The sequence below is a fragment of the Cryptosporangium aurantiacum genome (assembly GCF_900143005.1).
Classification (GTDB): Bacteria; Actinomycetota; Actinomycetes; order Mycobacteriales; family Cryptosporangiaceae; genus Cryptosporangium; species Cryptosporangium aurantiacum.
Genome location: NZ_FRCS01000008.1, coordinates 385452 through 411653, shown reverse-complemented (window position 1 = coordinate 411653; position 26202 = coordinate 385452). Strand labels below are relative to the sequence as shown.

General features: G+C 71.9%; 28 protein-coding genes, 1 rRNA gene and 1 pseudogene. 14 read left to right on the top strand and 16 right to left on the bottom strand.

What is annotated here, in order from left to right:
• Positions 1-91 (top strand): 5S ribosomal RNA (gene rrf, locus BUB75_RS26900); the annotation flags it as partial.
• A gap of 510 nt (positions 92-601) precedes the next feature.
• Here rrf and BUB75_RS26895 read toward each other — a convergent pair.
• A complete protein-coding gene (locus tag BUB75_RS26895; protein ID WP_073260592.1) occupies positions 602-1030 on the bottom strand; it encodes a hypothetical protein in 429 nt (142 codons plus the stop codon).
• Positions 1031-1180: 150 nt separating this feature from the next.
• Between BUB75_RS26895 and BUB75_RS26890 the strand changes: the two genes are divergently transcribed.
• The 3 genes from BUB75_RS26890 to BUB75_RS26880 are packed head-to-tail and all read left to right on the top strand — an operon-like array spanning position 1181 to position 4006.
• Entirely contained in the window at positions 1181-2053 is an 873-nt protein-coding gene (locus BUB75_RS26890) for an LLM class flavin-dependent oxidoreductase (RefSeq protein WP_073260591.1), read from the top strand.
• 30 nt (positions 2054-2083) lie between these two features.
• Positions 2084-3280, top strand: coding sequence for a DNA polymerase IV (gene dinB, locus BUB75_RS26885; RefSeq protein WP_073260590.1), 1197 nt, complete (start codon positions 2084-2086; stop codon positions 3278-3280).
• A 42-nt stretch (positions 3281-3322) separates the two neighbouring features.
• On the top strand, positions 3323-4006 hold the full coding sequence (locus tag BUB75_RS26880) for a DUF1707 SHOCT-like domain-containing protein (protein WP_073260589.1): 684 nt from the start codon (positions 3323-3325) through the stop codon (positions 4004-4006).
• On the opposite strand, the gene BUB75_RS26875 is transcribed toward BUB75_RS26880, so the two are convergent.
• The 4 genes from BUB75_RS26875 to BUB75_RS26860 are packed head-to-tail and all read right to left on the bottom strand — an operon-like array spanning position 3996 to position 6876.
• Entirely contained in the window at positions 3996-4607 is a 612-nt protein-coding gene (locus tag BUB75_RS26875) for a maleylpyruvate isomerase family mycothiol-dependent enzyme (protein ID WP_073260588.1), read from the bottom strand. The two genes, BUB75_RS26880 and BUB75_RS26875, sit on opposite strands and share 11 nt — an antisense overlap.
• 25 nt (positions 4608-4632) lie before the next feature.
• Positions 4633-5904, bottom strand: a complete 1272-nt coding sequence (locus BUB75_RS26870; RefSeq protein WP_073260587.1) for an RNA polymerase sigma factor — start codon at positions 5902-5904, stop codon at positions 4633-4635.
• Positions 5901-6221 (bottom strand): YciI family protein, encoded by a 321-nt coding sequence (locus tag BUB75_RS26865; RefSeq protein WP_073260586.1) that lies wholly within the window; start codon positions 6219-6221, stop codon positions 5901-5903. Before BUB75_RS26865 ends, BUB75_RS26870 begins: the two co-directional genes overlap by 4 nt.
• 55 nt (positions 6222-6276) lie before the next feature.
• A complete protein-coding gene (locus BUB75_RS26860) occupies positions 6277-6876 on the bottom strand; it encodes an NUDIX hydrolase (protein WP_073260585.1) in 600 nt (199 codons plus the stop codon).
• Positions 6877-6937: 61 nt separating this feature from the next.
• On the opposite strand from BUB75_RS26860, the gene BUB75_RS26855 reads away from it, so the two are divergent.
• Complete coding sequence (locus BUB75_RS26855; RefSeq protein ID WP_073260584.1) at positions 6938-7756, top strand: SAM-dependent methyltransferase; 819 nt, start codon at positions 6938-6940, stop codon at positions 7754-7756.
• Here the strand turns inward: BUB75_RS26855 and BUB75_RS26850 are convergent.
• Positions 7753-8931 (bottom strand): FIST signal transduction protein, encoded by a 1179-nt coding sequence (locus BUB75_RS26850; protein ID WP_073260583.1) that lies wholly within the window; start codon positions 8929-8931, stop codon positions 7753-7755. The genes BUB75_RS26855 and BUB75_RS26850 overlap by 4 nt on opposite strands.
• Before the next feature lie 31 nt (positions 8932-8962).
• Positions 8963-9889: an NAD-dependent epimerase/dehydratase family protein gene (locus BUB75_RS26845; RefSeq protein ID WP_073260582.1), complete on the bottom strand. Its 927-nt coding sequence runs from the start codon at positions 9887-9889 to the stop codon at positions 8963-8965.
• Positions 9890-9912: 23 nt separating this feature from the next.
• Here BUB75_RS26845 and BUB75_RS26840 point away from each other — a divergent pair, with 23 nt between their 5' ends.
• A complete protein-coding gene (locus tag BUB75_RS26840; RefSeq protein ID WP_073260581.1) occupies positions 9913-10404 on the top strand; it encodes a metallophosphoesterase family protein in 492 nt (163 codons plus the stop codon).
• A gap of 4 nt (positions 10405-10408) precedes the next feature.
• Here the strand turns inward: BUB75_RS26840 and zwf are convergent, their stop codons facing one another.
• Positions 10409-11908, bottom strand: a complete 1500-nt coding sequence (gene zwf / locus BUB75_RS26835; protein WP_073260580.1) for a glucose-6-phosphate dehydrogenase — start codon at positions 11906-11908, stop codon at positions 10409-10411.
• A 212-nt stretch (positions 11909-12120) separates the two neighbouring features.
• On the opposite strand from zwf, the gene BUB75_RS26830 reads away from it, so the two are divergent.
• On the top strand, positions 12121-13905 hold the full coding sequence (locus BUB75_RS26830) for a glycosyltransferase 87 family protein (protein WP_084741763.1): 1785 nt from the start codon (positions 12121-12123) through the stop codon (positions 13903-13905).
• Between the two features lies 1 nt (position 13906).
• Here the strand turns inward: BUB75_RS26830 and BUB75_RS26825 are convergent, their stop codons facing one another.
• Positions 13907-14485 (bottom strand): TIGR03086 family metal-binding protein, encoded by a 579-nt coding sequence (locus BUB75_RS26825; protein WP_073260578.1) that lies wholly within the window; start codon positions 14483-14485, stop codon positions 13907-13909.
• A gap of 342 nt (positions 14486-14827) precedes the next feature.
• Between BUB75_RS26825 and fusA the strand changes: the two genes are divergently transcribed.
• Complete coding sequence (fusA, locus tag BUB75_RS26820) at positions 14828-16837, top strand: elongation factor G (protein WP_073260577.1); 2010 nt, start codon at positions 14828-14830, stop codon at positions 16835-16837.
• Between the two features lie 43 nt (positions 16838-16880).
• Here the strand turns inward: fusA and BUB75_RS26815 are convergent, their stop codons facing one another.
• From BUB75_RS26815 to BUB75_RS26805, 3 genes are all read right to left on the bottom strand, one after another.
• On the bottom strand, positions 16881-17540 hold the full coding sequence (locus tag BUB75_RS26815) for a hypothetical protein (RefSeq protein ID WP_143175417.1): 660 nt from the start codon (positions 17538-17540) through the stop codon (positions 16881-16883).
• A gap of 295 nt (positions 17541-17835) precedes the next feature.
• A complete protein-coding gene (locus tag BUB75_RS26810) occupies positions 17836-18945 on the bottom strand; it encodes a hypothetical protein (protein ID WP_143175416.1) in 1110 nt (369 codons plus the stop codon).
• A gap of 135 nt (positions 18946-19080) precedes the next feature.
• The gene (locus BUB75_RS26805; RefSeq protein WP_073260574.1) at positions 19081-19539 is read right to left on the bottom strand and encodes a PaaI family thioesterase; all 459 of its coding nucleotides are present in this window, start codon (positions 19537-19539) and stop codon (positions 19081-19083) included.
• A gap of 364 nt (positions 19540-19903) precedes the next feature.
• On the opposite strand from BUB75_RS26805, the gene BUB75_RS26800 reads away from it, so the two are divergent.
• Genes BUB75_RS26800 through BUB75_RS26780 form a run of 5 tightly spaced genes read left to right on the top strand, consistent with a single transcriptional unit; the run spans position 19904 to position 22779 of the window.
• On the top strand, positions 19904-20341 hold the full coding sequence (locus BUB75_RS26800) for an HNH endonuclease (protein ID WP_073260573.1): 438 nt from the start codon (positions 19904-19906) through the stop codon (positions 20339-20341).
• Between the two features lie 49 nt (positions 20342-20390).
• Entirely contained in the window at positions 20391-20840 is a 450-nt protein-coding gene (locus BUB75_RS26795; protein ID WP_073260572.1) for a helix-turn-helix domain-containing protein, read from the top strand.
• A 9-nt stretch (positions 20841-20849) separates the two neighbouring features.
• On the top strand, positions 20850-21281 hold the full coding sequence (locus BUB75_RS26790; protein WP_073260571.1) for a VOC family protein: 432 nt from the start codon (positions 20850-20852) through the stop codon (positions 21279-21281).
• 54 nt (positions 21282-21335) lie between these two features.
• Positions 21336-21806, top strand: a complete 471-nt coding sequence (locus BUB75_RS26785; protein WP_245806309.1) for a gluconokinase — start codon at positions 21336-21338, stop codon at positions 21804-21806.
• A gap of 4 nt (positions 21807-21810) precedes the next feature.
• Positions 21811-22779 (top strand): DNA polymerase domain-containing protein, encoded by a 969-nt coding sequence (locus tag BUB75_RS26780; RefSeq protein ID WP_073260569.1) that lies wholly within the window; start codon positions 21811-21813, stop codon positions 22777-22779.
• On the opposite strand, the gene BUB75_RS48195 is transcribed toward BUB75_RS26780, so the two are convergent.
• Positions 22759-23283: a M20/M25/M40 family metallo-hydrolase gene (locus tag BUB75_RS48195; RefSeq protein ID WP_218617779.1), complete on the bottom strand. Its 525-nt coding sequence runs from the start codon at positions 23281-23283 to the stop codon at positions 22759-22761. The genes BUB75_RS26780 and BUB75_RS48195 overlap by 21 nt on opposite strands.
• Before the next feature lie 271 nt (positions 23284-23554).
• Positions 23555-24070 (bottom strand): annotated as a pseudogene (locus tag BUB75_RS48560) (M20/M25/M40 family metallo-hydrolase); the annotation flags it as partial.
• A 95-nt stretch (positions 24071-24165) separates the two neighbouring features.
• Between BUB75_RS48560 and BUB75_RS26770 the strand changes: the two are divergent.
• Positions 24166-24762, top strand: coding sequence for a hemerythrin domain-containing protein (locus tag BUB75_RS26770; RefSeq protein WP_073260568.1), 597 nt, complete (start codon positions 24166-24168; stop codon positions 24760-24762).
• Here the strand turns inward: BUB75_RS26770 and BUB75_RS26765 are convergent.
• Positions 24749-25720, bottom strand: coding sequence for an RNA polymerase subunit sigma-70 (locus tag BUB75_RS26765; protein WP_218617778.1), 972 nt, complete (start codon positions 25718-25720; stop codon positions 24749-24751). The genes BUB75_RS26770 and BUB75_RS26765 overlap by 14 nt on opposite strands.
• A complete protein-coding gene (locus tag BUB75_RS26760; RefSeq protein ID WP_073260567.1) occupies positions 25717-26133 on the bottom strand; it encodes a glyoxalase superfamily protein in 417 nt (138 codons plus the stop codon). Before BUB75_RS26760 ends, BUB75_RS26765 begins: the two co-directional genes overlap by 4 nt.
• Between the last annotated feature and the right edge of the window lie 69 nt (positions 26134-26202).

Here is a 26202-nt window from a genome sequence, read left to right as displayed (position 1 = left end):
GCCCGGTCCCATTCCGAACCCGGAAGCTAAGCTCCTCAGCGCCGATGGTACTGCACTGGTGATGGTGTGGGAGAGTAGGACGCCGCCGGACTTTTACGTTGACGGAGAGCCGTCACCGCCCAACCCTTAGCGGGGTTGGCTGCGGTGGCGGCTCTTCGCCGTTTCCCCGGCCCGCCGGATGACCCGTTCCGGGGCTGTAACAGACGCGTACACCCCGGTTTCGTATGCCACGGCGGCCTTCCGGCCACGGCGCCCTCTACTGCACCCCCCGGCGCGGAGCTCGGGCTGCCGCTTCCGTTGGTATCCAAAGTGGGCGCATCCAGGCGCCCTATAGGTCCCCTGAACGCGTTCACTCACCGCGCTGAAGGGCCGGTGCCTCGCAGCGCACGGATCGCTATCCCGATCGGGTCACCCGCCGTGGCCGGCCACGACGGTCGCGGGCAGCGGGGATGTAGGCACGCACCAGACGGTCCGCTCCGTGATGAAACGCGGATAGGGCCAGCCAGGGCTGGCCCTATCCGCGTTTCATCACGCGCCGCTCCCGCGAGCGACGCAACTCCGGGCTACACAGCGGATCACGGCCCCTCGGCGAGCGCGCGGATCAGCCTCGGAAGTACGCCCTCGACCGGGGCGTCACCAGCAGGATCAGCAACACCAGCGATCCGAGCGCCAGCCCCCAGCCGTCGATCGCGGTGAGCAGGACGTCCACCGACGTGTAGCCGAGCGTCATGACGAACGCGAAGCTGTTGCCGCGGGACAGCCCGTACGCGACCAGCGCCGCAACCACGAACCCGACGCCCAGCGCGGCCGCGGTGCCGAAGTCCTGCTCGGACGCGTGCCGGAGAGCGCTCAGCAGGAACACTGTTGCCTGCAGGCCGACCAGGATCGCGGCGACCACGACCCGGCGGGGACGAGCCTCCGACGTCCGGATCCAGGCGGCGAGACGCCGGATTCGGCTGGTGCGCTCGGTTCGCCGGTAGGGCGCGGTCAACGCCGCCGCGAGTGCGGACGGCTGCTGGTCGGTGGTCATGGCTCCTCCTGTGGCCGGAACGGGTTCCGCTCAAGCGTCCTGGGGAAACCGCAGGTCGACCGTCTGAGGCCCGACCCGGAAACTGTTCGCGCGCCGACGGTGCGCGACAACTGCCTTGCTCGAGCAGGAACTGATCAGTAGGAACAGGACATGACTTCACTCGGTGTCGTTTTTCGTCCCCAAGTACCTCCGGAGCAGTTGCGCGCAGTGGCCCGCGCGGCCGACGAGGCCGGGCTGGAAGAACTCTGGCTCTGGGAGGACTGCTTCTGGCAGAGCGGCATCGCGGCGGCGGCGGCAGCGCTGGCCGTCACCGAGCGGCTGCGGGTCGGCATCGGACTGCTCCCGGTGCCGTTCCGGAACGTCGCGCTGGCCTCGATGGAGATCGCGACCCTGGAGCGGATGTTCCCCGGCCGTTTCCTGCCGGGCGTCGGCCACGGCGTGCAGGAATGGATGGGTCAGGTCGGTGCGCGGGAGTCCTCGCCGATGACCCTGCTCCGCGAACATGTGGACGCCATGCGGACGCTGTTGCGCGGCGAGGAAGTCTCCACGTCCGGCCGGTACGTGACGCTCGACAAGGTGAAGCTCGACTGGCCACCGGCGCAGCCACCCCAGATCCTGGTCGGCGCGGTCGGCCCGAAGACGCTGCGGCTCGCGGGGGAGGCCGCCGACGGCACGATTCTGGACGGCCAGAACTCGCCGGAACGCGTCCGCTGGGCGGTCGGCGAGATCGAGGCGGGCCGGGCGGCAGCCGGTCGCACCGATCCGCACCGCGTCGTCGTGTTCACGTCTGCCACGACCGGCCCGGACGCCGCCGAGCGTCTGCGTCGGGAGCACCAGGCGTGGGGGCACGACGTCACCAGCGATCTCGGCGTCGCCGGCGACGCGGAGGCGTTCGCGAAGGGCACCGCCCGGTACGTCGACGCGGGTGCGGACGCCCTGGTGTTCACGCCGACCGCCGACGAGGCGGATCTGGAGGGCTATGTGCGCTTCGTCGCGCAGGAAGTCAAACCGCTGGTCGGGTAATTCTTCGATCATGTGTGCGATGATCGCCGGGTGGCTGAGCCCTCGGCGCGGGCGACGATCCTGCACGCTGACCTCGACGCGTTCTACGCGTCGGTCGAGCAGCGGGACGACCCGCGCCTGCGCGGCCGCCCGGTGATCGTCGGCGGCGGGGTCGTGCTCGCCGCCAGCTACGAGGCGAAGGCCTGCGGCGTCCGCACCGCGATGGGTGGCCGGATGGCCCGCGCGCTGTGTCCGCAGGCGATCGTCGTCCCGCCCCGGATGAGCGCGTACAGCGCGGCCAGCAAGGCCGTCTTCGAGGTGTTCCGCGACACCACTCCGCTCGTCGAAGGTCTCTCGATCGACGAGGCGTTCCTCGACGTCGGCGGCCTGCGGAAGGTGAGCGGCGAGCCGGCCGACATCGCGGTCCGGTTGCGGTCGGAGGTCCGGGCGCGGGTCGGCCTGGCGATCACGGTCGGCGTGGCCAGGACGAAGTTCCTGGCGAAGGTCGCCAGCGGTGTCGCCAAGCCGGACGGCCTGCTGGTCGTGCCGCCGGACGCCGAACTGGACTTCCTGCACCGGCTGCCGATCGAGCGGCTCTGGGGTGTCGGCACCGTCACCTCGGCCAAGCTGCGGGAACGACGGATCACCACGGTCGGTCAGGTGGCCAGGCTCGGTGAGGCCTACCTGGTGTCGGTGCTCGGGCCGGGGGCCGGGCGGCACCTGCACGCGCTCGCGCACAACCGCGATCCGCGCCCGGTCGTGGTGGGTCGCCGCCGCCGCTCGATGGGTGCGCAGCGGGCGCTCGGCCGCGGCCCGCACGCGGTCGCCGACCTGGAGGCCGCGCTCGCCGGTCTGGTCGACCGGGTCAGCCGCCGGATGCGCGCGGCCGACCGGGCCGGGCGCACGGTGACGCTGCGGCTGCGGTTCGACGACTACACGCGCGCCACCCGCTCGCACACGCTGCCCCGGCCCAGTTCGTCGACGGCCGTGCTGCTCGACGCCGCCCGTGAGCTGCTCGCCGCCGCGCTGCCGCTGATCGAGGAGCGCGGCGTCACGCTGATCGGGGTGGCGGTCGCCAACCTCGACGGCGTCGGTGAGCAGCTGATGCTGCCGCTCGACCGCCCCGACGACGGCGGGCTCGACTCGGCACTGGACGCCGTCCGCACGCGGTTCGGCTCCGCTTCGGTGACCAGGGCCGCGCTTCTCGGCCGCGGCGAAGGCTTCACGGTTCCGCTGCTTCCGGATTGATCGGACTCCCGAATCGATTGTGCGCGGGCCTATCCTCGACGTGTGGCCACGCTTCCGGAACCCACGTCCCCCGGTCACCCCGAGACCGGCGTCCTCCGTGCGTCCAATGCCGACCGCGAGCGAGTAGCGGCGGCGCTGCACGAGGCGGCCGCTGAGGGTCGCATCGACTTGAACGAACTCGACGCGCGGCTGGCCCAGGTCTACTCGGCCCGCACGTACGCCGAGCTGCAGCCGCTCACCGTCGACCTGCCTGCCCCGCGTGCCGAGTTCGTGCCCGCGCCGCCGGAGCCGCACGGCTTGGTGCTGCCGCCCTCGAGGAGCGCGGTGGCGATCATGAGCGGGTTCAAGCGCAGCGGCCGCTGGACGGTGACCAGCAAGTTCGAGTGCCTGGCGTTCTGGGGCGGCGGCACCATCGACCTCCGGGACGCGGTGTTCACCGAGGGCACGGTGACGATCCGCGCGGTCGCGATCATGGGCGGGATCGACGTGATCGCACCCGAGAACGCGACCGTGCACGTCACCGGCTTGGGCATCATGGGCGGCTTCGACCACGGCGCGTCGGCGGTCGGCACGCCCGGTGCGCCGATGATCGTCGTCACCGGGTTCGCGTTCTGGGGCGGCGTATCGGTGAAGCGGCGGCCGAGCAAGGCGGAGGCTGAGCGTCGTCGGCTGGAGCGCAAGCGCCTGAAGGCCGAGAAGAAGGCCCAGGACGAGATCAGCGACTGACGGCCGGGCCGCGGAGACGGCCGGGCGGGAGCGTGCGGCCGCACAGGTACAGCAGCAGGTCGGTGCCGTGTCCGGAGAGCGGCTCGCCGTCCCCGAGCGTCCAGTCCAGGTCGTCCGCGCACAGGCGGATACCGGTCAGGTCGACGCCGAAGACCTTCCGGCCGCGCTCCGCCGACCAGCCGTCCAGCACGGTTCGCAGCGTGGACTCCGGCACGTGCCAGTCGAGCCCGAGGGGCACTGCGATGTCGAGCGCGTGCACGGTGTCGTGGGTGAGCGCGCCCCCGTAACCGCCGCCCGGCGGCTTCCACGGGTGGTTGACGTTGTCCCGGACGGAGGCGGTCAGCTCGGCGGCGGTGAGCGCCGCGGCGTCCGCCTTGGCCCGGCGGTCGGCGAGCCGGTTGAAGTTGCCGCGTGCCAGCGCGAAGTGCCAGAAGAACTGGGCGGGGGAGTAGCGGAACGCCATCGTGACGTGGGCGATCACTTCGCGGACGCGCCAGCCGGCGCAGAGCGTCGCTTCGTCCCAGCGGGGCTCGGGCAGGGCGGCGAGCGTGTCGGCGAGCTGTCGGCGCTGGGCCGCGATCGCGGCGCGGATCTCGTCCATCGGGGGTCCTTCCGGAGTGCGGTGGTCACTCCACCGACGAACGGTGACCCGTGAGAGAGGACAGGCGGCGCTGCAGATATCGGCGTTCGGGTTCGGTCGCGGCCCGGTCGATCGCCTCCCGGTAAGCGTGCGCGGCTTCGGACGCGCGGCCGAGGCGCCGGAGCAGGTCGGCGCGGACGGCGGGGAACAGCGGATAGTCGGCCAGCTCGCCCCGGAGCGCGTCGGTGAGCGCCAACCCGATGTCGGGCCCGTAGGCCATGCCCACGGCCACCGCCTGGTTCAGCGCGACGACGGGGGAGGGGGTCAGCTCGCGCAGCGTGCCGTAGAGCGTGGCGATCTGCCGCCAGTCGGTGTCGGCGGCGGTGGGGGCGGTCGCGTGGCACGCCGCGATCGCCGCCTGCACCTGATACGGCCCCGGCCGCCCCGACGGCCCGAAGCGGCCTGGGGACGGTCCGCGGCTGCGGCGCAGTGCGGCGTCCAGAATGGCCTCGGCCTCGGCGATCGCCACGGCGTCCCACCGGCTACGGTCCTGTTCCTCGAGCGGGACGATCTCCCCGTCCGCAACCCTGGTCGCGGACCGCGACCCGTGGAACAACATCAGCGCCAGCAGGCCGGCGGCCTCCGGCTCGTCCGGCATCAGGCGGTGCAGCAGCCGGGCCAGCCGGACCGCCTCGCCGGTCAGCGGACGACGGACCAGCTCCGGGCCGGCGGTGGCCGCGTACCCCTCGTTGAACAGCAGGTAGAGCACCGCGAGCACGGCGGGTGTGCGTTCCGGCAACAGATGCGCCGGCGGCACCCGGTACGGGATCCCGGCGTGCCGGATCTTCTGCTTCGCCCGCACCAGGCGCTTGGCCAGCGTCGACTCGGAGACCAGGAACGCGCGCGCGATCTCGGCGACCGTGAGCCCGGCGAGCGTCCGCAGGGTCAGCGCCACCTGAGCGTCCAGCGCCAGGGCCGGATGGCAGCAGGTGAACATCAGCCGCAGACGATCGTCGTGGATGTCGTGCGTCTCGGGCGGAGCCGGTGGGTGCGTCGCGACCTCCCGGAGCTTGGCCGCGCCGACGGCGTCGCGGCGCAGCCGGTCGAGCGCCCGGTTCCGGGCGGCGGTGGTCAGCCACGCGCCGGGGCGGCGGGGGACGCCGTCCTCCGGCCACCGCGCGAGCGCCTGGGCGAACGCGTCCTGGGCTGCCTCCTCGGCCAGGTCCCAGTCACCGGTGACGCGGATCAGCGTCGCGACGATCTGCCCCCACTCGGTGCGGAAGGCGTCGTCGATGATCGCGGTGACGTCAGTACTCACGGGATCAGCGGGCGGACCTCGATCGAGCCGTACGTCGCGGCCGGGTGCTTCGACGCGATCTCGATCGCCTCGTCCAGATCGGCGCACTCGATCAGGCAGAACCCGCCGATCTGCTCCCGGGTCTCCGCGAACGGCCCGTCGGTGAGCAGAGCCTCGCCGTCCCGGACGCGGATCGTCGTCGCGTCCGCGGGTGGCCGGAGCCCGGCGCCGCCGTACAGGACGCCCCGTTCGATCATCTCGGTGTCCCAGCCGCCGCAGCCGTCGTTCGCGTGTTCCTCGGCCGTCTCGTCGCCGCAGATCAGCAGTACGTATTTCATGGAGTCCTCCTCCGCTCACCCAACCGACGAACGGCGGCGGCGCGCAAGGACACGATCAGCGCCAGGCCCAGACCGGCTGTTCGAGGTGGGCGACCTGGGTCGCGCGTCCGTGCAGCGCCACCTCGCGGAACTGGTGGAGGACCGCGGCGGTCGGCGCGTGGATCAGGCTGCCCACCAGCGGCACTTGGATCACCGGATGCTCCGACTCGGGGATCCGCAGGTAGCGCGGTTCGACGTCGAGGTCGGCCAGCGGAATGGTGTACACCTCGGCGACCTCGTCGCGGTTCGGCGCCAGCGGGGGCGCGTCGCCGAGCGCGAACACCACCGGTGTGATCACGTAACCGGATCGGGTGGCGTAGTCGTCGAGCGTCCCGACGTACGAGTTCTGCGGCGCCACCACACCCAGTTCCTCGCCGAGCTCGCGGAGCGCGGCGTCCACCGCGTTCTCGCCCGGGTCGAGGCGGCCGCCCGGCAGCGCGAACTGGCCGGGGTGGGCGCGCAGCCGCGACGCCCGACGGGTCAGCCAGATGCCCAGCGTCGAGCCGGTGCGATTTACGACCAGCGCGACCGCGGCGTGGCGTAAGCCCTCGGTGGGGAGTGCGGTGGGACGGAACGCGCGGACGTTGGCGACCAGCGCGTCCAACCCGATGTTCATGCCACGGACTCTACGTCGGGGCTCGCGGTGAACGATGTGGACGGTCGGTTACCCTGCACGCGTGGACGCGCAGACCGACGGCAGGACACCCGCGGAGCTGGACACCGGCGTTCCCCACCCCGCCCGGGTCTACGACGCCTTACTCGGGGGCAAGGACAACTTCGCGGCCGACCGGCAGGTCGCCGACGCGATTCGCGCCAACCCCGCGGGTGAGATCGGGCCGCTGGCCAACCGCGACTTCCTCCGCCGGGCCGTGACGTACCTGTCCACCGAGGCCGGGATCGACCAGTTCCTCGACGTCGGCACCGGGTTGCCGACCGCTCCGAACGTGCACGAGGTCGCGCAGACGATCAACCCCGCGGCCCGCGTCGTCTACGTCGACAACGATCCGATCGTCCTCGTCCACGCGCGGGCGCTGCTGGTCAGCGCGCCGGAGGGTCTCACCAGCTACGTCGACGCGGACATCCGCGACCCCGAGACGATCCTCGCTCACGCTCGGGAAACCCTCGACTTCAGCCGCCCGATCGGTCTGCTGCTGTTGGCGATCGGGCACTTCCTGGACGACGAGGACGACGCCTACGGTGTCGCCGGCCGGCTCGTCGAGGCGCTGCCGTCCGGCTCCTACCTCGTGATGTCGCACCTGACCGGCGAGTTCCAGCCGGAAGAGACGAAGAAGACCGAGGCGATGTACAAGGCGCAGGGCATGAAGCTCCGCGCCCGCTCCGAGGAGGAGTTCACCCGGTTCTTCGACGGCCTCGCGCTGATCGAACCCGGCGTGACGCTGACCCACCGCTGGCGTCCGGACGCACTCGACCGGATCCCGGCGGACACCCCCGGTGAGCAGGCTCCCGGATACGGCGCGGTCGGTCGGAAGGCCTAGGTCAGGGCCAGCGTCACCATCGTGAGGTGGTGCAGGCCCGCCGATCCTCGGGTGCGGGCGATCTCGCCGTTGGTGTACCAGCCGGCGAACGGCACCGATCCGGCCACGGCGCCCAGTGCCGCGGTCTCCCGCTCGACGCCTTCCGGGCCCAGCATCAGCTTGCGGACCGCACAGTCGAACGTCAGCAAGCCGAGCGGCGGCGTGCCGTCCAGCTTCTCCAGGGCCTGACGGCAGGACTCGTCGGCCGCGGCGACCAGCGCGTCCTCGTCGGTGTCCATCAGCCAGACCAGCCCGCCCTGCGGCACGTCCGCGAGGCAGGCCAGCGACCGCTCGTCCGGGTCGCCGCCGTGGATCACCCGGATGTCCTCGCCGCCGCGCCGGTTCAGCCCGAGCGGTGAACGCAGCGCGGCCAGGGCGAACGCCGCCGGGTCGCGGGCGAGGTCGGCGTCCAGGCCGGCGCGGGCCGCGTAGACGTCGAGGGCCGGCTGCTCGTCGAGCTCGTAGACCCGCCCGGCGGCGCTCCGGGTGACCGACATCGGCGCGCCGGTGTGCCGCCAGCCGTGGGCGATGCCGACGCCCAGCGGCGTCTCGCAGGCCAGCCCGACACCGACGACCGCTCCGGAGAGCACCTCGATGCGGTCCGCGGTGCCGGCGATCTGGTAGGTCCGGACGTACGCGAGGTCGTCGCCGGAGCTGCCGCCCACCAGCGGGGTCGCTGCTCCGGCGACCGAGTACGCGCCGCGGACGAGTTCCTGCTGATCCTCGTCGAGGCTGTCGAAGAACAACAGCAGCGCCCGGTGCGGCAGCGTGAGGTCGGCGGTGCACTCGGCGGCGTCGGCCGCGGCGTCTCGTCCGGAACGGTTGAGTGGGGCCACCCGATACGAGGCCTGCAGCCCCGGGCCGCCGTAGGCGGCCACCGTGACCGCGTCGGTGCCGTCGGCGCCCGCTGTGTACTGCCCGGACGTCGAGGTGCCGACGACGATCGGGTTGCCGGTGAGCTGAGACCGGACGCCGTCGACGAGCGCGTCCAGGTCGTCGCGCACCCGGGTGAGGACGACGACGAGCGTGGCGTCCCGGCCGGCCACCGCGGCAGCCGTGGCCTCCCTGCCCGCCCGGCCACCGTCCGCAGCGTCGCTCGTGCCCACGCTGAACCAGCGGGTCGGTCCGTCACCCATGCCAGCCGGGTCGTCCGGCCAGACCCCGACCTTAGGGTTTCGGCTCGGGGCCGACGTGATCGCGCCAACTCCGACGGGGCTCCCAGCCGAGCAGCCGTTTCGCCTTGGAGCAGTCGATGCCGCTCGCGTCCGGCCGGGAGACCGGCCGCAGCTCGGTGGGCGCGTCCGGGTACGCCGCCCGCCAGGACGCGTGCAGGTCCCGGCCGCCGACGGTGTCCGCAGCCGCGATGTAGAGCACCTCGTGGCCAGGTATGTCGGATTCGGCCGCGAGGACGATCGCGTCCCCGAGGTCGTCGGCGTCCACATACGACCAGCCGGTGAGGCTGGGAGCGTCCGGGTCGGCGACGATCGGACCGAGGTTCAGCGGGTAGCTCGCGGCGTTCTGCACCCAGGTCGGCCGGAGCGAGAGCACCTTCAGGTCCGACCGCCGCACGGCGGCGTCGCAGAGCTGCTCGCCGAAGTGCTTGGCCAGCCCGTACGGGTCCTGTGGCGCGGCCGGGTGTTCCTCGTCGAGCGGGAGGTACACCGGGTACCAGGGACGCTCGGCGAAGTGGAACCCGGTGACGGTCTCGCTGGAGATGTTCACCAGCCGGGGCACACCGCACCGGACGCAGGCCTCGACGACGTTGAACAGCGCGCCCAGGTTGTTCTGGAACACGGTGGCCGGGGCGTGACGTCCCGGTGCGGGGATGGCACCGGCGTGGACGACCGCGTCATAGCGGCCGGCTTTCTGGCCCTCACCCGCGCTGAAACCGCCCACCAGCGCATAGACGTCGCCGGCATCGGTCAGGTCGGCCCGCACGTACGGGACCCTCTCTGCCGCGGGCGCGTCCGGCGCCGGACGGTCGAAGGACGGCGGCGCGAGGTCGGTCGCGGTGACGTCGTGTCCGGCCGCGACGAGTGCCTCGACCGCTGCGACGCCGACCTTGCCCCGGGCGCCGGTCACCAAAGTCCTCACGATGTAACTCCTACTCTGAGCGCATGCGCCTCGTGATCATGGCCGACACGCACGTGCCGAAGCGCGCCCGGGACCTCCCGGCGCCCCTCTGGGACGACGTCGACGCCGCTGACGTGGTGTTTCACGCCGGTGACTGGGTCGACGTCGCCCTGCTGGACGCGCTGGAAGCGCGGGCCGCCCGGCTCGTCGGTGTCTACGGGAACAACGACGGACCGGCGTTGCGGGCCCGGCTGCCGGAGGTCGCCCGGGTCGAGCTGGACGGGCTGCGGGTCGCGGTCGTGCACGAGACCGGTGCGGCGGGCGGCCGGGAGCGGCGGTGCGCGGCCCAGTACCCGGACGCCGACGTGCTGGTGTTCGGGCACTCGCACATCCCGTGGGACACCACGGCTCCGAACGGGCTACGGCTGCTCAACCCGGGGTCGCCCACGGATCGACGTCGCCAGCCGTTTGCGTCGTTCATGACCGCAACCGTTCTCGACGGTGCGCTGGTCGACGTCGATCTTCACCGTTTGTGAAGGCTCACGCGGGGGTGCGCCAGACCCTCCCGTGGCGGCCGATCAGGCGGTCGGCGTCGGTCGGGCCCCAGGACGCGGCCTCGTACGTGGGGATCGGGCTGGTGTCGTTCGCCCAGTGCTCGATGATCGGGTCGACGATCCGCCAGCACTGCTCGACCTCGTCGGTCCGGATGAACAGCGTCGCGTCCCCGAGCAGCGCGTCCAGGATCAGCCGCTCGTACGCTTCGGGCGATTCCTCCTGGAACGTCTGGTCGTACGAGAACTCCATGCTCGCGGTCCGCACCCGGAACGAGTGACCGGGCACCTTCGCGCCGAACCGCAGCGAGATGCCCTCGTTCGGCTGGATGCGCAGGATCAGCGCGTCCGCCTCCAGCTCGGTGAGCTGGTTGCCCGGGATCGGCAGGTGCGGCGGACGCTGGAACTGCAGCGCGACCTCGGTGACCCGGGCCGGGAGCCGCTTGCCGGTCCGGACGTAGAACGGCACGCCTGCCCAGCGCCAGTTGTCGACGTCCAGCCGCAGCGCCGCGTACGTCTCGGTCCGGGACAGCGGGTCGACGCCCGGCTCCTCGCGGTACCCGGGCATCAGCTCCTCCCGGGTGCCGCCGCGGGTGTACTGGCCGCGGACGGCGACGTCGGCGACGTCCCGGTCGGTGGGCAGCCGGATCGCCTGCAGCAGCTTCACCTTCTCGTTGCGCAGCGCCTCGGCGCCGAACGAGGCCGGCGGCTCCATCAGCGCCAGCGCCAGCACCTGGAGCACGTGGTTCTGCACGATGTCGCGCATCGCACCCGCGGTCTCGTAGAAGCTGCCCCGGGTGCCGACGCCGAGCGTCTCGGCGACCGTGATCTGGACGGAATCGACCCAGGACCGGTCCCAGATCGGCTGGAAGATCGAGTTCGCGAACCGCAGCGCGAGCACGTTCTGGACGGTGTCCTTGCCCAGGTAGTGGTCGATGCGGAAGACCTGCTGCTCCTCGAACGCCGAGTGCACGGTCGCGTCGAGCTGCCGGGCGCTGGACAGATCGGTGCCGTACGGCTTCTCGATCACCAGCCGGGAGAACCCCTCCTCGGAGCGCGGCCGGTTCAGCCCGGCGCCGGCCAGGCCGTTGATGATCGGCGTGAATGCCTGCGGCGGCGTCGAGAGGTAGAACAGGTGGTTGCCGCGGGTGCCGCGCTGGTGGTCGAGCTCGTCGAGCAGCGTCGCGAGGCTCTTGTACGTCTCCGGGTCGTCGTAACCACCGGACACGTACCGCAGACCCCCGCCGGCCAGCTGCCCCAGATCGCCCAGGCCGGAGTCGCCGAGGACCGAAACTCGGAACTCGTCGTCGGACATCGGCGTGCGCGCGACGCCGACCAGCGCGAACTCCTTCGGCAATCTCCCGTGCCGCGCCAGGCTCGCGACAGCAGGGATCAGCTTCCGCCTGGTCAAGTCCCCGGACGCGCCGAAGATCACCAGCGTGGATGGCGGTGCGCTCCGGTCGTCCGCGTACTGCGCGGCGATATCCATCGTCGATCCCTCTCGTGCTGCGGCCGTCTGTATCGATGCAATCGTTAGTCGACGTCGGTCAGACTGCCAGGTCCGACTGAACTACGGATGACTGGTGCGTTCGGTTGAATGCGGGACCGAATCCGGCGGTCCGGGGCGCTGCGCTCAGTATGCGAGTCGCTCGGTCGGGTTGACGACCGCGATGGTGGCTGCAGGATGGGACCCTGCAGCGAATGCGTACTTCATTGCGGACGCCGCTCGCGGGGTCATCCCGGGTGCCGTTCCGGGCTCCCTCGTGGTCGCCGTTCGGGGCCTCGTTGCAGGTGCCGTTCCTGGTCGGTGCGGTGGTGCTGGCTGCGGTGCTCGTACCGGTGCTCGGGGTCGGTGGCCGCCCGCTCGGTGTCGACCTGGCCGTTGGGCGTGTGTTGTCGTCGCCGGGGTCCGACCTCGCCGGCGCGGTGACACAGCTGGGTTCGGGCGCGGTGCTCTATCCGGTGCTCGCCGTGCTGGCGTTCGTGCGCGTTTCGTCGGGGTCGTCGTGGCGCCGTGCGGTGGTGCCGCTGGTCGTGCTGGCCGTCGCGCAGATGATCGAAGCGGTCACGTTCGTGACGCTGGTTCGCCCGACGCCGCTGGACGGCTCCGGCTCGTTCTCGTCCGGGCACGCGATGGCGGCCGTGCTGGGGTGGGGCCTGGTGGCGCGCGAGTTCCGGCGACCGCGCCTGTTCTGGCTCGTCGGGATCGTGGGCGTCGCGGTGGGGCTGAGCCGGGTCGTGCTGGGGTTGCACTGGGTCACCGACGTGGTGGCCGGGTGGGCGCTGGGCGTCATGGTGCTCGCCGCGGTGGCGGCGTGGCCGGCGCCGGTCGGTGGGGTCCGTGCGCCCGTCCTCGAGCCGTCGGGCCCTCCGCGGTGGCTGACCACGTCGCGGGGCGCCTGGGTGTTGCCGGGGCTCGCGCTGCTGGTTCCGCTGGTGCCGCTGTTCCTGGTGTCCGGCGACGATCGGATGAAGGACCTGCTCGTCTACTACGGCGCCGGCAGCACCGCGGGGACCGGCTCGGACGTCTACGAGTTCCGCACGGTGTTCGACATGCCGTTCACTTACCCGCCGTTCGCCGCGGTGCTCAGCGAACCGCTGTCCCGGGTGCCGCTCGGGCTGTTGCAGGTGCTGTGGGTGGCGGCGTCGCTGGCCGCGCTGGTGGGCGTGGCGCGGTTCGCCATGCAGCCGGTCGTCGCGCGGATCGGGTTGCCGTTGACGCTGGCGCTGCTCCTGGTGTCCGCGCCGGTCCGCAGCCACCTCCGGTTCGGGCAGGTGGGGCTGTTTCTGGTGTTGCTGGTCGCGGTTGATCTCCTTCGCCGGCACCGCCGGGAGGGGATCGGTCTGGGCGTCGCGATCGCGGTGAAGCTGACCCCGGCGGTGTTCGTCCCGTGGCTGCTCGTCACCCGTCGCTGGCGGACGTTCATGACCGTGACCGTGACCGCGGTCGGCGCCACCCTCGCCGGGCTGTTGCTGCTCTGGCCCAGCGCCGCAGAGTACCTTTGGCGCGCGCTCTGGGACTCGGACCGGTTCGGCGCCAACGACGTCGTCGGCAACCAATCGGTGCGCGGCATGCTGCTGCGCACCGGCCTCCCCGACCACACCGTGTCCCTGCTCTGGCTCGCGTCCGCGCTACTACTCGTGGCGGTGGCGACGCTCGGCGCCCGCCGGCTCGAGCGCGACGGAAACCGACTCGGCGCGGTCGGCGTGCTCGCGGCGCTGTCGGTCGCGGTATCGCCGATATCCTGGGTGCATCATCTGGTGTGGCTGGTGCTGCCGCTGTCCGCGCTGGTGGCGGCGCGCCGCTACGTGCCTGCCGCGGTCTGGGCGGTGCTGCTGACGGTCAGCCTTCCCTCGATCGGCGCGGCCGGTCTGCGCGCGGGTGCTGCTCACCCGGTGTTCTGGCACTTCGTGGTGGACGCTCAGGGGCTGACCGCCGTGGCGGCGGTGCTGTTCCTGCCGTGGGCGGTGCGGGCCCGACCCTAGCTCAGCGTGGGACGCGGCCGGTGGCGGCGATGAGCTGGTCGAAGAGCGGCGCGTCGGCCGGGACCTTCACCCTCGGACCGAACAGCCCGGGGATTCCGTCGGGGCTCGAGGCGGCGATCGCGTCCACCCACGCATGGGCGGCGCGCACGGCGTCAGCCAGCGCCGGGTCGTCGCCCGGGTAGCGGCGGCCGAGGGCGACGGCCAGGTCCCAGCCGTGGACGAGCACTTCGTTGAGCGCGACGGCCGCGGCCTCGTCGGCGGCCATCGGGAGGCCGCCGGCGCTGGTGTGGCCGCTGCGGGACTCCGGCGCAGCCCAGGCGTCGGCGAGTGCGGTCAGGCGGGTGGGGATTCGGTCGCGCCAGTCGTCGCCGAGGTGCGACACGTCTGGGGTCGGCGGCGGGCCCGGGTCGACGGACTTCGTGGCGGCTCCGGTGAACGCGACCGCAAACGTGTCGATGTGGTCGAGCAGCTCACCGACGGGGATGCCGCCGCAGGGCGTCCGGGTCGTGAGCTGGTCGTCGGACACGTCCCGGATGAGCCCGCACAGGATCTCGGCGGGAGGACGCAGGTCGGCCGTCATGACACCGACCGTAGACGGCGGCGCGCCGAACGAGCGGCGGTACGCGTGAGCCAGCTACCCGACAAATCGGTGGCGAGGGTTGCGCGGGGTGGCTACGGTGCGAAACGCGCCTGGACAGGCGCTGTATCAGGACTCGAAACGAGGGGAGCCGGCCGTGCGCTACCGCACCGCTGTCATCGTCCCCCGGTCGTTGTTCGAGGTGATCCTGGTGTCTTCGGTGAGCCCGGTGTTCCAGCCGCGCGGCTGATACCGGAAGAACGGACGCCCACCCGCGAGAACGCCTCTCGCCGGGCGTCCACATTGCGCAGTTCTGGCAGAGCAACCAGAGAGGGCCGGAAGGCCATGCGCGCCGTACGCACCACCGAAACCCTCGCCCGCGTCCGCAACCTGGGCATTCTCGCCCACGTCGATGCCGGCAAGACCACCACCACCGAACGGATCCTCTATGCGACCGGTACCACCTACAAGCGGGGCGAGGTGCACGACGGCACCACCGTCACCGACTTCGACCCGCAGGAGCGCGACCGCGGGATCACGATCTTCTCGGCCGCGGTCAGCTGCGTCTGGGACGACCACCGCCTGAATCTGATCGACACGCCCGGCCACGTCGACTTCTCGGTCGAGGTGGAACGGTCGCTGCGGGTGCTCGACGGGGCCGTCGCGGTGTTCGACGGCGTGGCCGGCGTCGAGCCGCAGAGCGAGTCGGTCTGGCGGCAGGCCGACCGGTACGGCGTGCCGCGGATCGCGTTCGTCAACAAGCTCGACCGGGCGGGCGCGGACCTCGACGCCGCGGTCGAGTCGATCCGGACGAGGCTGTCCGCGGTGCCGCTCGTCGTGCAGCTGCCGATCGGCCGGGAAGACGGTTTCACCGGCGTCGTCGACCTGGTGGCGATGCGGTCGTTGACCTGGGAGGACGAGCTGAAGCGCGGCCCGATCCCGGATCAGCTGCGGGAGGAAGCCGACGCGCGGAGGAGACGTCTGGAAGAGGCCGTGGCCGAGTTGCATCCGCTCGCGTTGGAGGAGTTCCCGAACCTCTCCGAGGCGACGCTGACCGCAGCGCTGCGCGACCTGACCCGCACCGGCGCGGGGCTGGTCGTGCTGTGCGGGTCGGCGTACCGCAACCGGGGCATCGAGCCGCTGCTCGACGCGGTCGTGGCCTACCTGCCGTCGCCGCTGGACGTGCCCGCGGTGCGCGGTACCTGGCAGGGGCACGACGAGGAGCGTCCGGCCGATCCGGAGGCACCGTTCGCCGGGCTCGTGTTCAAAGTGTCCGCGACCCCCACCGGTCGGCTGACCTACGTCCGCGTGTACGCGGGCACGCTCGCGAAGGGAGGACACGTGCTGGACGCCGCAACCGGACGCACCGAACGGATCAGCCGGATCCTCCGGGTGCAGGCGGACCGGCACACCGAGGTGCCGCGCGCTGGTGCCGGCGACATCGTGGCGCTGGTCGGTCCGAAGGCCGCCGCGACCGGCGCGACGCTGTGCGCACCGAACGCGCCGCTGCTGCTGGAACCGCCGACGTCACCGGAACCGGTGGTGTCGATGGCGGTCGAGGCTCGGCGGGGCACCGACACCGAACGGCTGGCCACCGCGCTGGCCCGGTCGGTGGAGGAAGACCCGGCGCTTCGCGTCCGCACGGATCGGGAGACCGGGCAGACGCTGCTCTCCGGCATGGGGGAACTCCACCTCGAGGTGGCGGTGGAGAAGCTGCGCCGGGACTACGGTCTCGCGGTCAACGTCGGCCGGCCGCAGGTGGCGTACCGGGAGACCGTGGTCTCCGGCACCGAGGGGTTCACGTATCGGCACGTCAAGCAGGACGGCGGCGCGGGTCAGTTCGCGGTCGTGGTGCTCGACGTCTCGCCGGGCGAGGACTTCGAGTTCACGTCGTCGGTGGTCGGTGGCCGGGTGCCGCGCGAGTACGTCCGGGCGGTCGAGGCCGGCTGCCGGGACGCGCTGGCCGAGGGTCCGCACGGGCATCCGGTCATCGGCGCCCGGGTGCGGCTCACCGACGGCGCGACGCACTCCAAGGACTCCTCGGAGTTCGCGTTCCGCACCGCCGGCAAGCTCGCGCTGCGGGCGGCGCTGCGGGCGTGCGTCACCGCCGTGCTCGAGCCGGTCGTCGAGGTCACGGTGACCGTGCCCGAGGGCGCCGTGGGCAGCGTGCTCGGTGACCTGACCGCGCGTCGCGCCCGGGTCACCGACTCGGCGACCCGCGGTGGGACCGTCGTCGTGACGGCGGTCGTGCCGCTGTCCGGGCTGTTCGGGTACGCGACCCGGCTGCGGAGCCGCAGCCAGGGCCGCGGCACGTTCAGCACACGTCCGGCCGGCTACGCGCAGGTACCGGCCTGACGCGACGCGGGGTGCCGCCTTCCGGCGGCACCCCGCTTTGCGTTCAGAGCAGCCGCAGGTCCTCGGCGGTGATCGAGCGGCGGCGTACGAGCAGGTGCGCCACCTCGTAGTAGTCCGGCAGGGTCAGCGCCCGGCGACGGCTGACCTCGACGTCCTCGTCGGTCTCCGGCGCGGGTGCGAACACCCGAATGCCTTTGTGGACGACGCTCGGCGCGGCGGGAAGCCCGAGCTCCTGCTCCTCCAGGCGCCGCCGTGCCTCCACCCGTTCCCGCAGATCGGGGACCTCGGTGAAGTAGAGGTCGCAGAGCCGGCGCACCTGGTCGCGGATCTGCTTGCGGCTCCTGGTGGCGAGCCTGCGCTGCACCTCCTCGTACGAGGCGGGCAGTTGTTTGCCGCGCAGCAGCGGTTCGCAGAGCGCGGCGGCCACCGGTCTCAGCTCGGTCGGAACCGGCGGGAGGCTCGTCGTCGGACGGTCGTCGAGCACGGTCGGCAGCGCCGGCTCGATCCGCTGCTGAGCGACGACGAGCACGCAACCGTCCGGGCCCCGGACGTACGCCAGGTCACCGGGGATCGATTGGGCCGCCCCGGGATCGGGCCGGGCCGGGTCGCGCGGTGGCAGCGGCGGTTGCGGTGGCATCCCCGGTTGGGTGATCCACAGTTCGTGCTTCTCCGACAGGTTGCGAACCCAGAGTTCCCCCTCCATACGCCAGATCCGTCCGGCGACGCGTGACAGTGACTCTCCGTTGATCGCCGAAAAAATGATGAGATCGCATTTGTCGTCGCGACCGAACGTGATGCGGTCGCCTTCCTTGACGAAGGAATAGACTTCCTCCGGCTCATACAGGTACCAAACGGATAACACAGGGTCTTGCGACATCGGTCCCCCCACCCCAGTGATCGGCCCACCCCCGTATTCACATTCTGCGCCCAGGAATCAAATCGGAAGAGGGGCGTCCGGTGAGCACAGTGGGTAATCAGGCTGGGCGGCCGCCCAGGGATCAGCTGGGCGCGACGGCGAACGCGGTGACTGCTTTGGCCAGAACCTGGTCGCTACCAGCGGAGTCCGACAGCGTCAACGCACCCGGCGGCGACCCGTGGACCCCGTCCGGCGCCACCGTCGACGGACCGGTCAGCAACGCCGTGCGCCCGTCGCCGAGGTCGGCGCCCTGGCGCGCCCGTGCGCCGGTGCTGCGCCACACCGTGCCGTCCCGGCGGTGGACCTGCGCGGTCGCCGAGGCGGTCGGCCTGCTCGCGGGCGTCGCCGCGCACGGGCCCGGACCCTCCAGAAGGGACGCGTAGACCGTCCCCGCCTCGTCGAACCAGAGGTCGGAGACGAACTGCGGCACCGCGGAGAGCGGTGGTGCGATCGGGGATCCCTGGCCGGACGCGAGGTCGACCAGGACGACGGTCTCGGTAGCGGGACAGCCGGTGACCGTCCGGTCGACCGCGTATGCCAGCTGCGACCCGTCCGCACTGAGCGTGCCGTGCCGCGGCGTGGCCTCGGCGCCGGTGTCGTGGACGCCTGCCGCCGTGCCGTCGGCGTTCACCCGGTGGATGGCGCTGGAGCCGCCCGGCGCCGCGGCCGTGGCCACGAACACGCCGTCCGCGCTGCCCACCAGCAGCGACAACACCGGGCGGTCGCCGCCCAGATCCACGGACAGACCGGAGAGCTGCAGCGGCTGCGGCGAACCGGAGTCGGGGTAGCGGTTCACGGTGTCGACGGGCTCCGCGGCGTCGGAGATCAGTTCGTCGCCGTGCCACGCGACCGCGCCGCAGCGCGGGTCACACGTCCACTGCCGAACCGCGCCGCCGGTGACCGGTGCTTCGCCGACCCGGGTCGTCCCGGTCGTGGTCTGCACGGCCAGCCACGCGAGCCGCTCGCCGTCACCGGACCAGATCAGGCTCTCGACACGCCAGCCCGACGGAACCGGCGCGACGGTCGTGAACGTGCCGGTGGAGTCACGGATCCGGACGCCGGCGCCGTCGGCCACCGCGAGCCGCGGAACGGCCTCCTGGGGCGCGGCGTCCCGCTCGTCGGCGGACGTCTGGCAGGCGGACGCCGCCACCGCCACGACCAGGCCGGCGACGAGAGTTCTCGACCTCGTCATGGGTACCCCCGGACCACGACTACCACGGCAGGTGCTCATCCTGGCCCCGGGGGAGGACCGGGCGGGTGGCTTTTGGCCGCTGCCCAACCGGTTGGGGCACCTGCATGACAGCCGGACGGAGGAAGTGCCGACCCGCTACCGCGGACGCCAGCGCTTCCACAGCGCGGTCGCGGCCGCCCGCGTCTTGCTGTCCCAGACCAGCTCCACCTCGACGGTCATCTCCGCCTCGGTGGCCGACGCGACGACGGCTCGCAACTCGACGGTCTCGGTGAGCGGGGCCGGACGCAGATACCGGACGTCGAGCCCGGCGGTGACGTACGCCAGCGCCGCGCCGGGCAGCGGTGGCCAGCCGCGCCGCTCGGCCTCCAGCATCACCGCCGCCGCGCTGTGGCAGTCGAGCACGGTGGAGATGATGCCGCCGTTGAGATAGCCGAGGCCGTTGTCGTGCTCCGGCCACGGGGTGAACGCCGCACTGACGTGGCCATCGGCGGGGTAACTCCGCAGTTTCAGCCCCTTCGGGTTGCCGTGGCCGCAGCCGAAGCACGGCAGCTTCGGATAGAGCCGCTCCTGGATGCTCAGGGTGTCGTCGGTCATCGGGCCTCCGCTCGTCGCAAATTCAATTGTCGCCTCATCCGGCGGTCTCTACGGTGGTTCCCGTCAGCGCGGAACGAAGGGCAGGAACCATTATGTGCACCGGCTTCGAGCTGGGACATCGGCGGGAGTAGCGGCGAATTCCGCGCTCTTCTCGCCGCCCTTTCGGATGCCGAATGAGGCGGCTTTTTGTTTTGCGCTCTCACCAAGGACCGGTGCCGGGAACGGACAGTGCAAGCCTCGGGCCGGCTGCGACCTGACGCGTCGTCGCGGCTCGCCGGCGGGAATGGCCACCCGCACAACGAGGCAGGTGCGCCGTCCCACCCCGGCACCTCAAACGACACACCGATCGACGAAGGGAGACCCGGTGGACGTCCTCGTACTGAACGCCGACCTCGGCCCGCTGCACCGGGTCAGCTTCCGGCACGCCGTCCGGATGCTCGTGCGCAGAGTCGCCGAGGTGCACGAGTCCCACCCCGGCCGGCTCGTCGGCACCTACCCGGCCCCGCGAGTGGTGCGGCTGGTCACGTACGTGGTGACCCGCTGGCGGCACAACCGCGGCCCGGCCTGGACCCGGCCCGGCGTGCTGGTCCGCGACGGCAGGCGCTGCGCCTACTGCGGACGCCCGGCCTCCACCGTCGATCACGTGCTGCCGCGCTCGCGTGGCGGCGCCAACACCTGGACGAACACGGTCGCCGCGTGCGGCCCGTGTAACCACCGCAAGGGCGACCGGACGCCGAGCGAGGCCCGGATGCCGTTGCAGATCATCCCGGCGGCGCCCACCTGGGCGGCGCTCGGAAAGTGAGGCCGGCGGGCCCGGGCGAATCCCGGGCCCGCCGGACTAGTTTGTACGCGTGAACGGACCGCGCCGCGCACCGGGCGACCTGCTCGTGCACCTGCGCCGAGCGCGCGACCACGCCGACCGGCACTACCGCGAACCGCTCGACCTGGACGCGCTGGCAGCGGTCGCCGGGCTCAGCAAGTACTACTTCCAGCGGATGTTCACCGCGACCTACGGGCTCTCACCCGCCGCGTACGTCTCGCAGCGCCGGGTGGAGCGCGCCCAGGACCTGCTCCGGGCCACGAACCTGACCGTCACCGAGGTCTGCACGGCGGTCGGCTTCGCCAGCCTCGGCTCGTTCAGCAGCCGGTTCCGCGAGATCGTGGGGGAGAGCCCGAGCGAGTTCCAGCGCCGCTGGGCGGCGACCGGCGCGCCGCACATCCCCGGCTGTTTCGTGTTCATGTGGGGGCTCGCCGAGAAACGAGCAAGCGAGGAGAAGCGCGAGGAAAAGCCGTCCTCCTAGCCTGGTCCCATGATCACCAACATCTCGATCACCAGCGTTTTTGTGAAGGACGTCGACGCGTCCAAGGCCTTCTACCTCGACGTGCTCGGGTTCGCCGAGCACACCGACATCACGCTCGCCGACGGCTCCTACCGCTGGTGCACGATCATGCACCCGTCCCAGCCCGAGCTCCAGGTGCATCTGACCGTGCCCGGCCCGCCGCACTCACCGGAGATGGTCGCGGCGATCAACCGCGCGCTCGACGAGGGCGGCATGCACGGGCTCGGCATGGACGTCGACGACTGCCGCAAGACCTACGACGACCTGCGCGCGAAGGGCGTCGAGTTCCTGCAAGAGCCCGAGGAGCGTCCGTACGGCGTCGAGGCGGTCGCGCGCGACAACTCCGGCAACTGGATGGTGCTGGTCGAGCACCGCGCCTTCTCGCCAGGTGACTTCGACTGATACCCGGCCCATTACGGTGGGGGTATGGCATCTACTGCGCCGTTGGTCGTGGTCATGGGTGTGACCGGCTGTGGCAAGAGCACAATCGGCGCGCTACTCGCCGAGAAGCTGGACATCGCGTTCGCCGAGGGCGACGACCTCCATCCGCCGGAGAACGTCGCCAAGATGAGCGCCGGTCAGCCGCTGACCGACGAGGACCGGTGGCCCTGGCTCGGCAAGATCGCCGACTGGCTCGCGGATCACGCCGCCGAGGGCGGCGTGATCCCGTGTTCTGCGCTGAAGCGCAGCTACCGCGATCGGCTGCGGCAGGGTGCCCCGGGTGTCTGGTTCCTTCATGTGGACGTTGATCGCGAGACGATCGTGCGGCGGGTGAGCGAGCGCAAGGGGCACTTCATGCCGGCAACGCTCGTCGACTCGCAGTTCGCGACGCTCGAGCGGCTCGGCCCCGACGAGGCGGGCGCGGCGATCGACGGCACGCAGACACCCGAAGGCATCGTCGAAGAGGCGCTGCGCACGCTTGGATAGGCCCATGGGTAGCGAGGAACGTGCCGGGGTTTCGCTCACCAACCTCGACCAGCCACTGTTCGACGGGGCCGACGCGACCAAGCGTGACCTGGTCGACTACGTCGACGCGCTGCACGAGCGGATGATTCCGCACCTGCGGGACCGGCCGCTCTCGGTGATCCGGGTGCGGCCGGGCCAGCAGCCGTTCATGCAGAAGAACGTCTCGAAGTACACGCCGGACTGGGTGCCGACCGTCAAGCACTGGGCGGAGTCGTCGCACCGTGAGATCGCCTACGCGCTCGGCAACGACCGCCGGACGCTGCTCTGGCTGGCCAACCAGCGGGCGATCGAGTACCACGCGGCGCTGGTGCGCGCCGGGCACTGGGACCGCCCCACGCACCTGATCATGGACATCGACCCGCCAGAAGGTGGCGCGTTCGAGCTGGCGGTCCGCGCGGCGCACCTGGTCCGGCGCGCGCTCGCCGACATCGGGATGGCCGGGGCCGTGAAGACCAGCGGTTCCAAGGGCGTGCACATCTTCGTCCCGGTCGAGAATGCCGACCCCGAGGAGGTGGCGGCCGCGACCAGGGCGCTCGCCGCTCGGGCCGAGCGGCTCGACCCGGAGCTGGCCACGACCGCGTTCATCCGGGAGGACCGCGGCAACAAGGTGTTCCTCGACTCCACCCGGGCCGGTGGCGCGACCGTCGCCGCCGTGTACAGCCCGCGGATCCGGCCGGGCACGCCGGTGTCGTTCCCGGTGTCCTGGGACGACTTGGATGCGGTGTCGCCGCGCGACTTCACGCTGCGCACAGCGTCCGCGTTGTTGGGGGAGCGGGATCCGTGGGCAGACGCCCTACCCGAACCGCAGCCCCTCGACGAGGGGCTGATCGCCGAGGGACGCACGATCCCGGTCGCCAGGGTGCAGGCGATGCACGAGGGCAAGCGCCGCAAGCGCGCGGCCGAGAAGAAGGACCTAGGCGAGCAGGCCCAGTAGCTCGGCCTCGGCGGCGACGCCGCGCGCGAGCTCGTCGAGCAACACCCGCTCGTCCGGGCCGTGTAGGCCGCTCAGCGCGTCCTGGACGCCGAACAGCAGCACCTCCGGCGGGTGCGGAACCCGCTGCAGGGCACCGGCGAACGGCACCGAACCACCGTCGGCCTGCAGGATCGGCTCCCGGCCCCAGGCCGTCGCCAGTGCCTCGCGCGCTGCGCGCGCGGCCGGTCCGTCCGCGGCGGTGCGGACCCCGCCGCTCACCGCGCGGCGGGTGACCGCGACCGGCACGCCGAACGGCCGCTGCTGCTCCAGGTGGGTGACGAGCGCATCCTGTGCGGCGACCGGGTCCTGCGTCGGGGCCAGCCGGACGCTGATCCGCGCTCGCGCGACCGGCGGGACGACGTTCATCGCGGCGGTGAGCGGCGTGGCGTCCAGACCGATGACGGTGAGCGCCGGGGAGGCGTAGAGGCGTTCTCCGGCCGTGCGTCCGGAGCCTCTGCCGAGCACGGGGACTCCGGGGGTCTTGCCGGGGACGTCGATCGGATCCGTACCGGGCCACTCTTCGTGAACCAGCCCCGGGGACGGCTACCGTGCCGTGCTCGTCCAGCAGGCTGTCCAGTACCCGGACCAGCGTGAGCAGCGCGTCCGGCGCGAGGCCGCCGAAGCCGCCGCTGTGCACGGGGTGATCCATCGTGCGGACCTCGACGTCGACCTCCGCGAGACCACGCAGGGTCAGCCCGAGCGTCGGGACGCCGGGCCGGATGTTGCCGGTGTCGGCGATGACCGCGGCGTCGGCGCTGAGGTAGTGCGGTGGTACCGCGTCGAGGGCGGCGGCCAGCCCGGCACCGTACTCCTCCTGGCCCTCCACCAGCACGGTTACTCCGACCGGCGGCCGTCCTCGCCAGGCCCGGATCGCACCCAGGTGCATCGCGAAGTTGCCCTTGTCGTCGGCGGTGCCGCGCCCGAACAGGGCACCGTCGCGGACGACCGGGTCGAACGGCGGCGTGGTCCAGGCGACCGGGTCGCCCGGCGGCTGGACGTCGTAGTGGGCGTAGAGCAGCACCGTGGGCGCGCCCGGCGGAGGAGGGATCCGGCCGGCGACGGTCGGTGGCTGGCCCGGGATCGGCAGCAGCTCGACGTCCGGCACGCCGGCGTGCGTCAGGAGATCGGCGGTCAGGTCGGCGGCCCGGCGCAGCGGTTCGGTCGGATGGCCGGGAAACGCCACCGACGGGATCGCGACCAGCCGCGCCAAGTCGGTGACGAGGCCGGGCAGGAGCGAGGCGGTTTCCACCATGTCGCTGTCTTCACCACGCGGGGTGGAGTTCACACTAGTGATGGGTGTTTTGTGCTGATTGTGATCGGGAATCCCGTGGTGACCGAGGAGGGATGATGACTGCTGACGACGTCGACCTCGAGGCGGTCGACTTCCTGTTGAACCAGCACGCACAGATCCGAGCCGGGCTCCGCGAGGTGGCGAGTGCGCACGGCCCGGCGAAGGCCGCCGCGTTCGCCGATCTGCGGCGGCTGATCACCGTGCACGAGACCGCGGAGCAGGAGGTGCTCCATCGGAGGATGCGCGAGTTCGCGGACGCTGAGCCGCCACCGGAGCCGCGGACCCTCCGCGCATCGGTGGACGAGTCGCCGTTGCGGGCTCGCCCCGCGGGCCTGGACATCAACGCGCTGCTGGGGCAGGAGCAGCACGGCACCGAGCTGCTGGCGGAGCTGGACCGGCTGGACCCCGCCTCGGACGAGTTCGACGCCCGCTTCACCCGGTTGGCGGTGGAGATCATCGCGCACGCCGACCACGAGGAGACCGAGGAGTTCCCGGTGGTGCGGGAACGCCTGGACGCGAACGAGCGGCTCCGGATGGGGCGGGCGCTGCGGGTGGCGGAGGCGTCCGCGCCGCGGCATCCGCAACCGGCTACGCGGAGCACGATCGCCGACCGTGTCCGCGAGGCGATCCGCGAGGTCTTCAGCTCACGCTGACGACCCCGCGCCCCGCGGCCGCGTCGGCCAGCGTCGGTGGCAGGCCGAGTGCCGGGAACAGCAGCGTGCCGAACGTCGTGATCTCGACGATCCGGCCGTCGGCCACCCGCAGGACGTCGATCTTGAACGCGCGGAACACCGTGTCTCCGGGGCGCCGCAGGTAGCTCGCCGCAGCCGGCATCCGGTTGACCGCGATCGGCACCAGTCGCCAGTCGCCCTCCCGGTCCGGTCCGACGGCCCGCTCGATCAGCGGTGCGATCGCGTCCAGCCCGCGGAACTCCAGGCGGTCCGGCGGCATCGTGATCCGGATGTCCCGGGACGCGATCCGGATCGCCGCCGCGGCGTCGCACCGCTCGTTGGCCTCGACGAACTCGGCCAGCAGCCGCTTCTCGTCGGCGGTGAGGTCGGGGGACGGCCAGTCGGCCCGTCGTGCCGGGATGTGCCCGGCCAGCGTCGTCCTGGCCCGCTGCAGCGCGCTGTTCGCCGCCGCGACGCTGGTGCCGAGCAGCGCGGCAGCCTCGGCGGCCGGCCATCCGAGCACGTCGCGGGCGAGGAACACCGCACGCTGCCGCGGCGGCAGCACCTGCAGCGCGACGATGAACGCCAGCTCGATCGTCTCCCGGGACACCGCCACCGCGTCCGGCTGGTCGTCGGTCGGCGCGATCTCGTCGAGCAGCCGGTCCGGGTACGGCTGCAGCCAGGACGCCTCCGCCGTGGCGTCGGCGGCGGGCAGCCTGCGCGACGTGCGGCGGAGTGCGTCCAGGCAGACGTTGGTCGCGATCCGGTACAGCCAGGGCCGTACCCCGGAACGGTCCTCGAGACGATCCCGGCTCCGCCACGCCCGCAGGTACGTCTCCTGCACCGCGTCCTCGGCCTCGTGGAACGACGCGAGCATCCGGTAGCAATGGACGTGCAACTCGCGGCGGTGCGGCTCGGTGAGCGTCTCGAACGCGGTCACCCCCGAGGCGTCCGGTTCGTTACTTCCTGCACCAGCCAGACGTTGCCGTCCGGGTCGGTGATCTGCAGGAACGAGCCGTAGCTCTCCCGCTCCGGGTGCAGCCCGGCGGTCTGACCGGCAGGCCCGAAGTGGAACGGCTCCCCGGCCTCGACGCCGCGAGCGACCAGTTCCTTGTGGGCCGCCTCCAGGTCTTCCACGACCAGGTGCAGGCCGCGCAGCGTGCCCGGCTCCATCTGGTTGCGCATCAGCGTGATCGAGCACGCCGAGCCGGTCGGCGTCAGCTGGACGATGCGAAAGTCCTCGCCTGCGCTGTGGTCGACGTCCAGCTGGAAGCCCATCTTGTCGAGGTAGAACGCCTTCGCGCGATCGATGTCCGACACCGGCACGATGACGAGTTCCAGCTTGTAGTCCACGGTTCTCTCCTCCGCAGCGACGACTCTTCACTGATACAACGTCGGCCGCGCGGAGAACTCATCGGTCGA

Excerpts from the sequence above, each read along its gene's own strand:
- BUB75_RS26895 (WP_073260592.1), bottom strand. The coding sequence starts at position 1,030 with ATGACCACCGACCAGCAGCCGTCCGCACTCGCGGCGGCGTTGACCGCG.
- BUB75_RS26890 (WP_073260591.1), top strand. The coding sequence starts at position 1,181 with ATGACTTCACTCGGTGTCGTTTTTCGTCCCCAAGTACCTCCGGAGCAG.
- BUB75_RS26875 (WP_073260588.1), bottom strand. The coding sequence starts at position 4,607 with ATGGACGAGATCCGCGCCGCGATCGCGGCCCAGCGCCGACAGCTCGCC.
- BUB75_RS26865 (WP_073260586.1), bottom strand. The coding sequence starts at position 6,221 with ATGAAATACGTACTGCTGATCTGCGGCGACGAGACGGCCGAGGAACAC.
- BUB75_RS26860 (WP_073260585.1), bottom strand. The coding sequence starts at position 6,876 with ATGAACATCGGGTTGGACGCGCTGGTCGCCAACGTCCGCGCGTTCCGT.
- BUB75_RS26850 (WP_073260583.1), bottom strand. The coding sequence starts at position 8,931 with ATGGGTGACGGACCGACCCGCTGGTTCAGCGTGGGCACGAGCGACGCT.
- BUB75_RS26840 (WP_073260581.1), top strand. The coding sequence starts at position 9,913 with ATGCGCCTCGTGATCATGGCCGACACGCACGTGCCGAAGCGCGCCCGG.
- zwf (WP_073260580.1), bottom strand. The coding sequence starts at position 11,908 with ATGGATATCGCCGCGCAGTACGCGGACGACCGGAGCGCACCGCCATCC.
- BUB75_RS26830 (WP_084741763.1), top strand. The coding sequence starts at position 12,121 with ATGCGTACTTCATTGCGGACGCCGCTCGCGGGGTCATCCCGGGTGCCG.
- BUB75_RS26825 (WP_073260578.1), bottom strand. The coding sequence starts at position 14,485 with ATGACGGCCGACCTGCGTCCTCCCGCCGAGATCCTGTGCGGGCTCATC.
- fusA (WP_073260577.1), top strand. The coding sequence starts at position 14,828 with ATGCGCGCCGTACGCACCACCGAAACCCTCGCCCGCGTCCGCAACCTG.
- BUB75_RS26815 (WP_143175417.1), bottom strand. The coding sequence starts at position 17,540 with ATGGAGGGGGAACTCTGGGTTCGCAACCTGTCGGAGAAGCACGAACTG.
- BUB75_RS26810 (WP_143175416.1), bottom strand. The coding sequence starts at position 18,945 with ATGACGAGGTCGAGAACTCTCGTCGCCGGCCTGGTCGTGGCGGTGGCG.
- BUB75_RS26805 (WP_073260574.1), bottom strand. The coding sequence starts at position 19,539 with ATGACCGACGACACCCTGAGCATCCAGGAGCGGCTCTATCCGAAGCTG.
- BUB75_RS26790 (WP_073260571.1), top strand. The coding sequence starts at position 20,850 with ATGATCACCAACATCTCGATCACCAGCGTTTTTGTGAAGGACGTCGAC.
- BUB75_RS26785 (WP_245806309.1), top strand. The coding sequence starts at position 21,336 with ATGGGTGTGACCGGCTGTGGCAAGAGCACAATCGGCGCGCTACTCGCC.
- BUB75_RS26780 (WP_073260569.1), top strand. The coding sequence starts at position 21,811 with ATGGGTAGCGAGGAACGTGCCGGGGTTTCGCTCACCAACCTCGACCAG.
- BUB75_RS26770 (WP_073260568.1), top strand. The coding sequence starts at position 24,166 with ATGACTGCTGACGACGTCGACCTCGAGGCGGTCGACTTCCTGTTGAAC.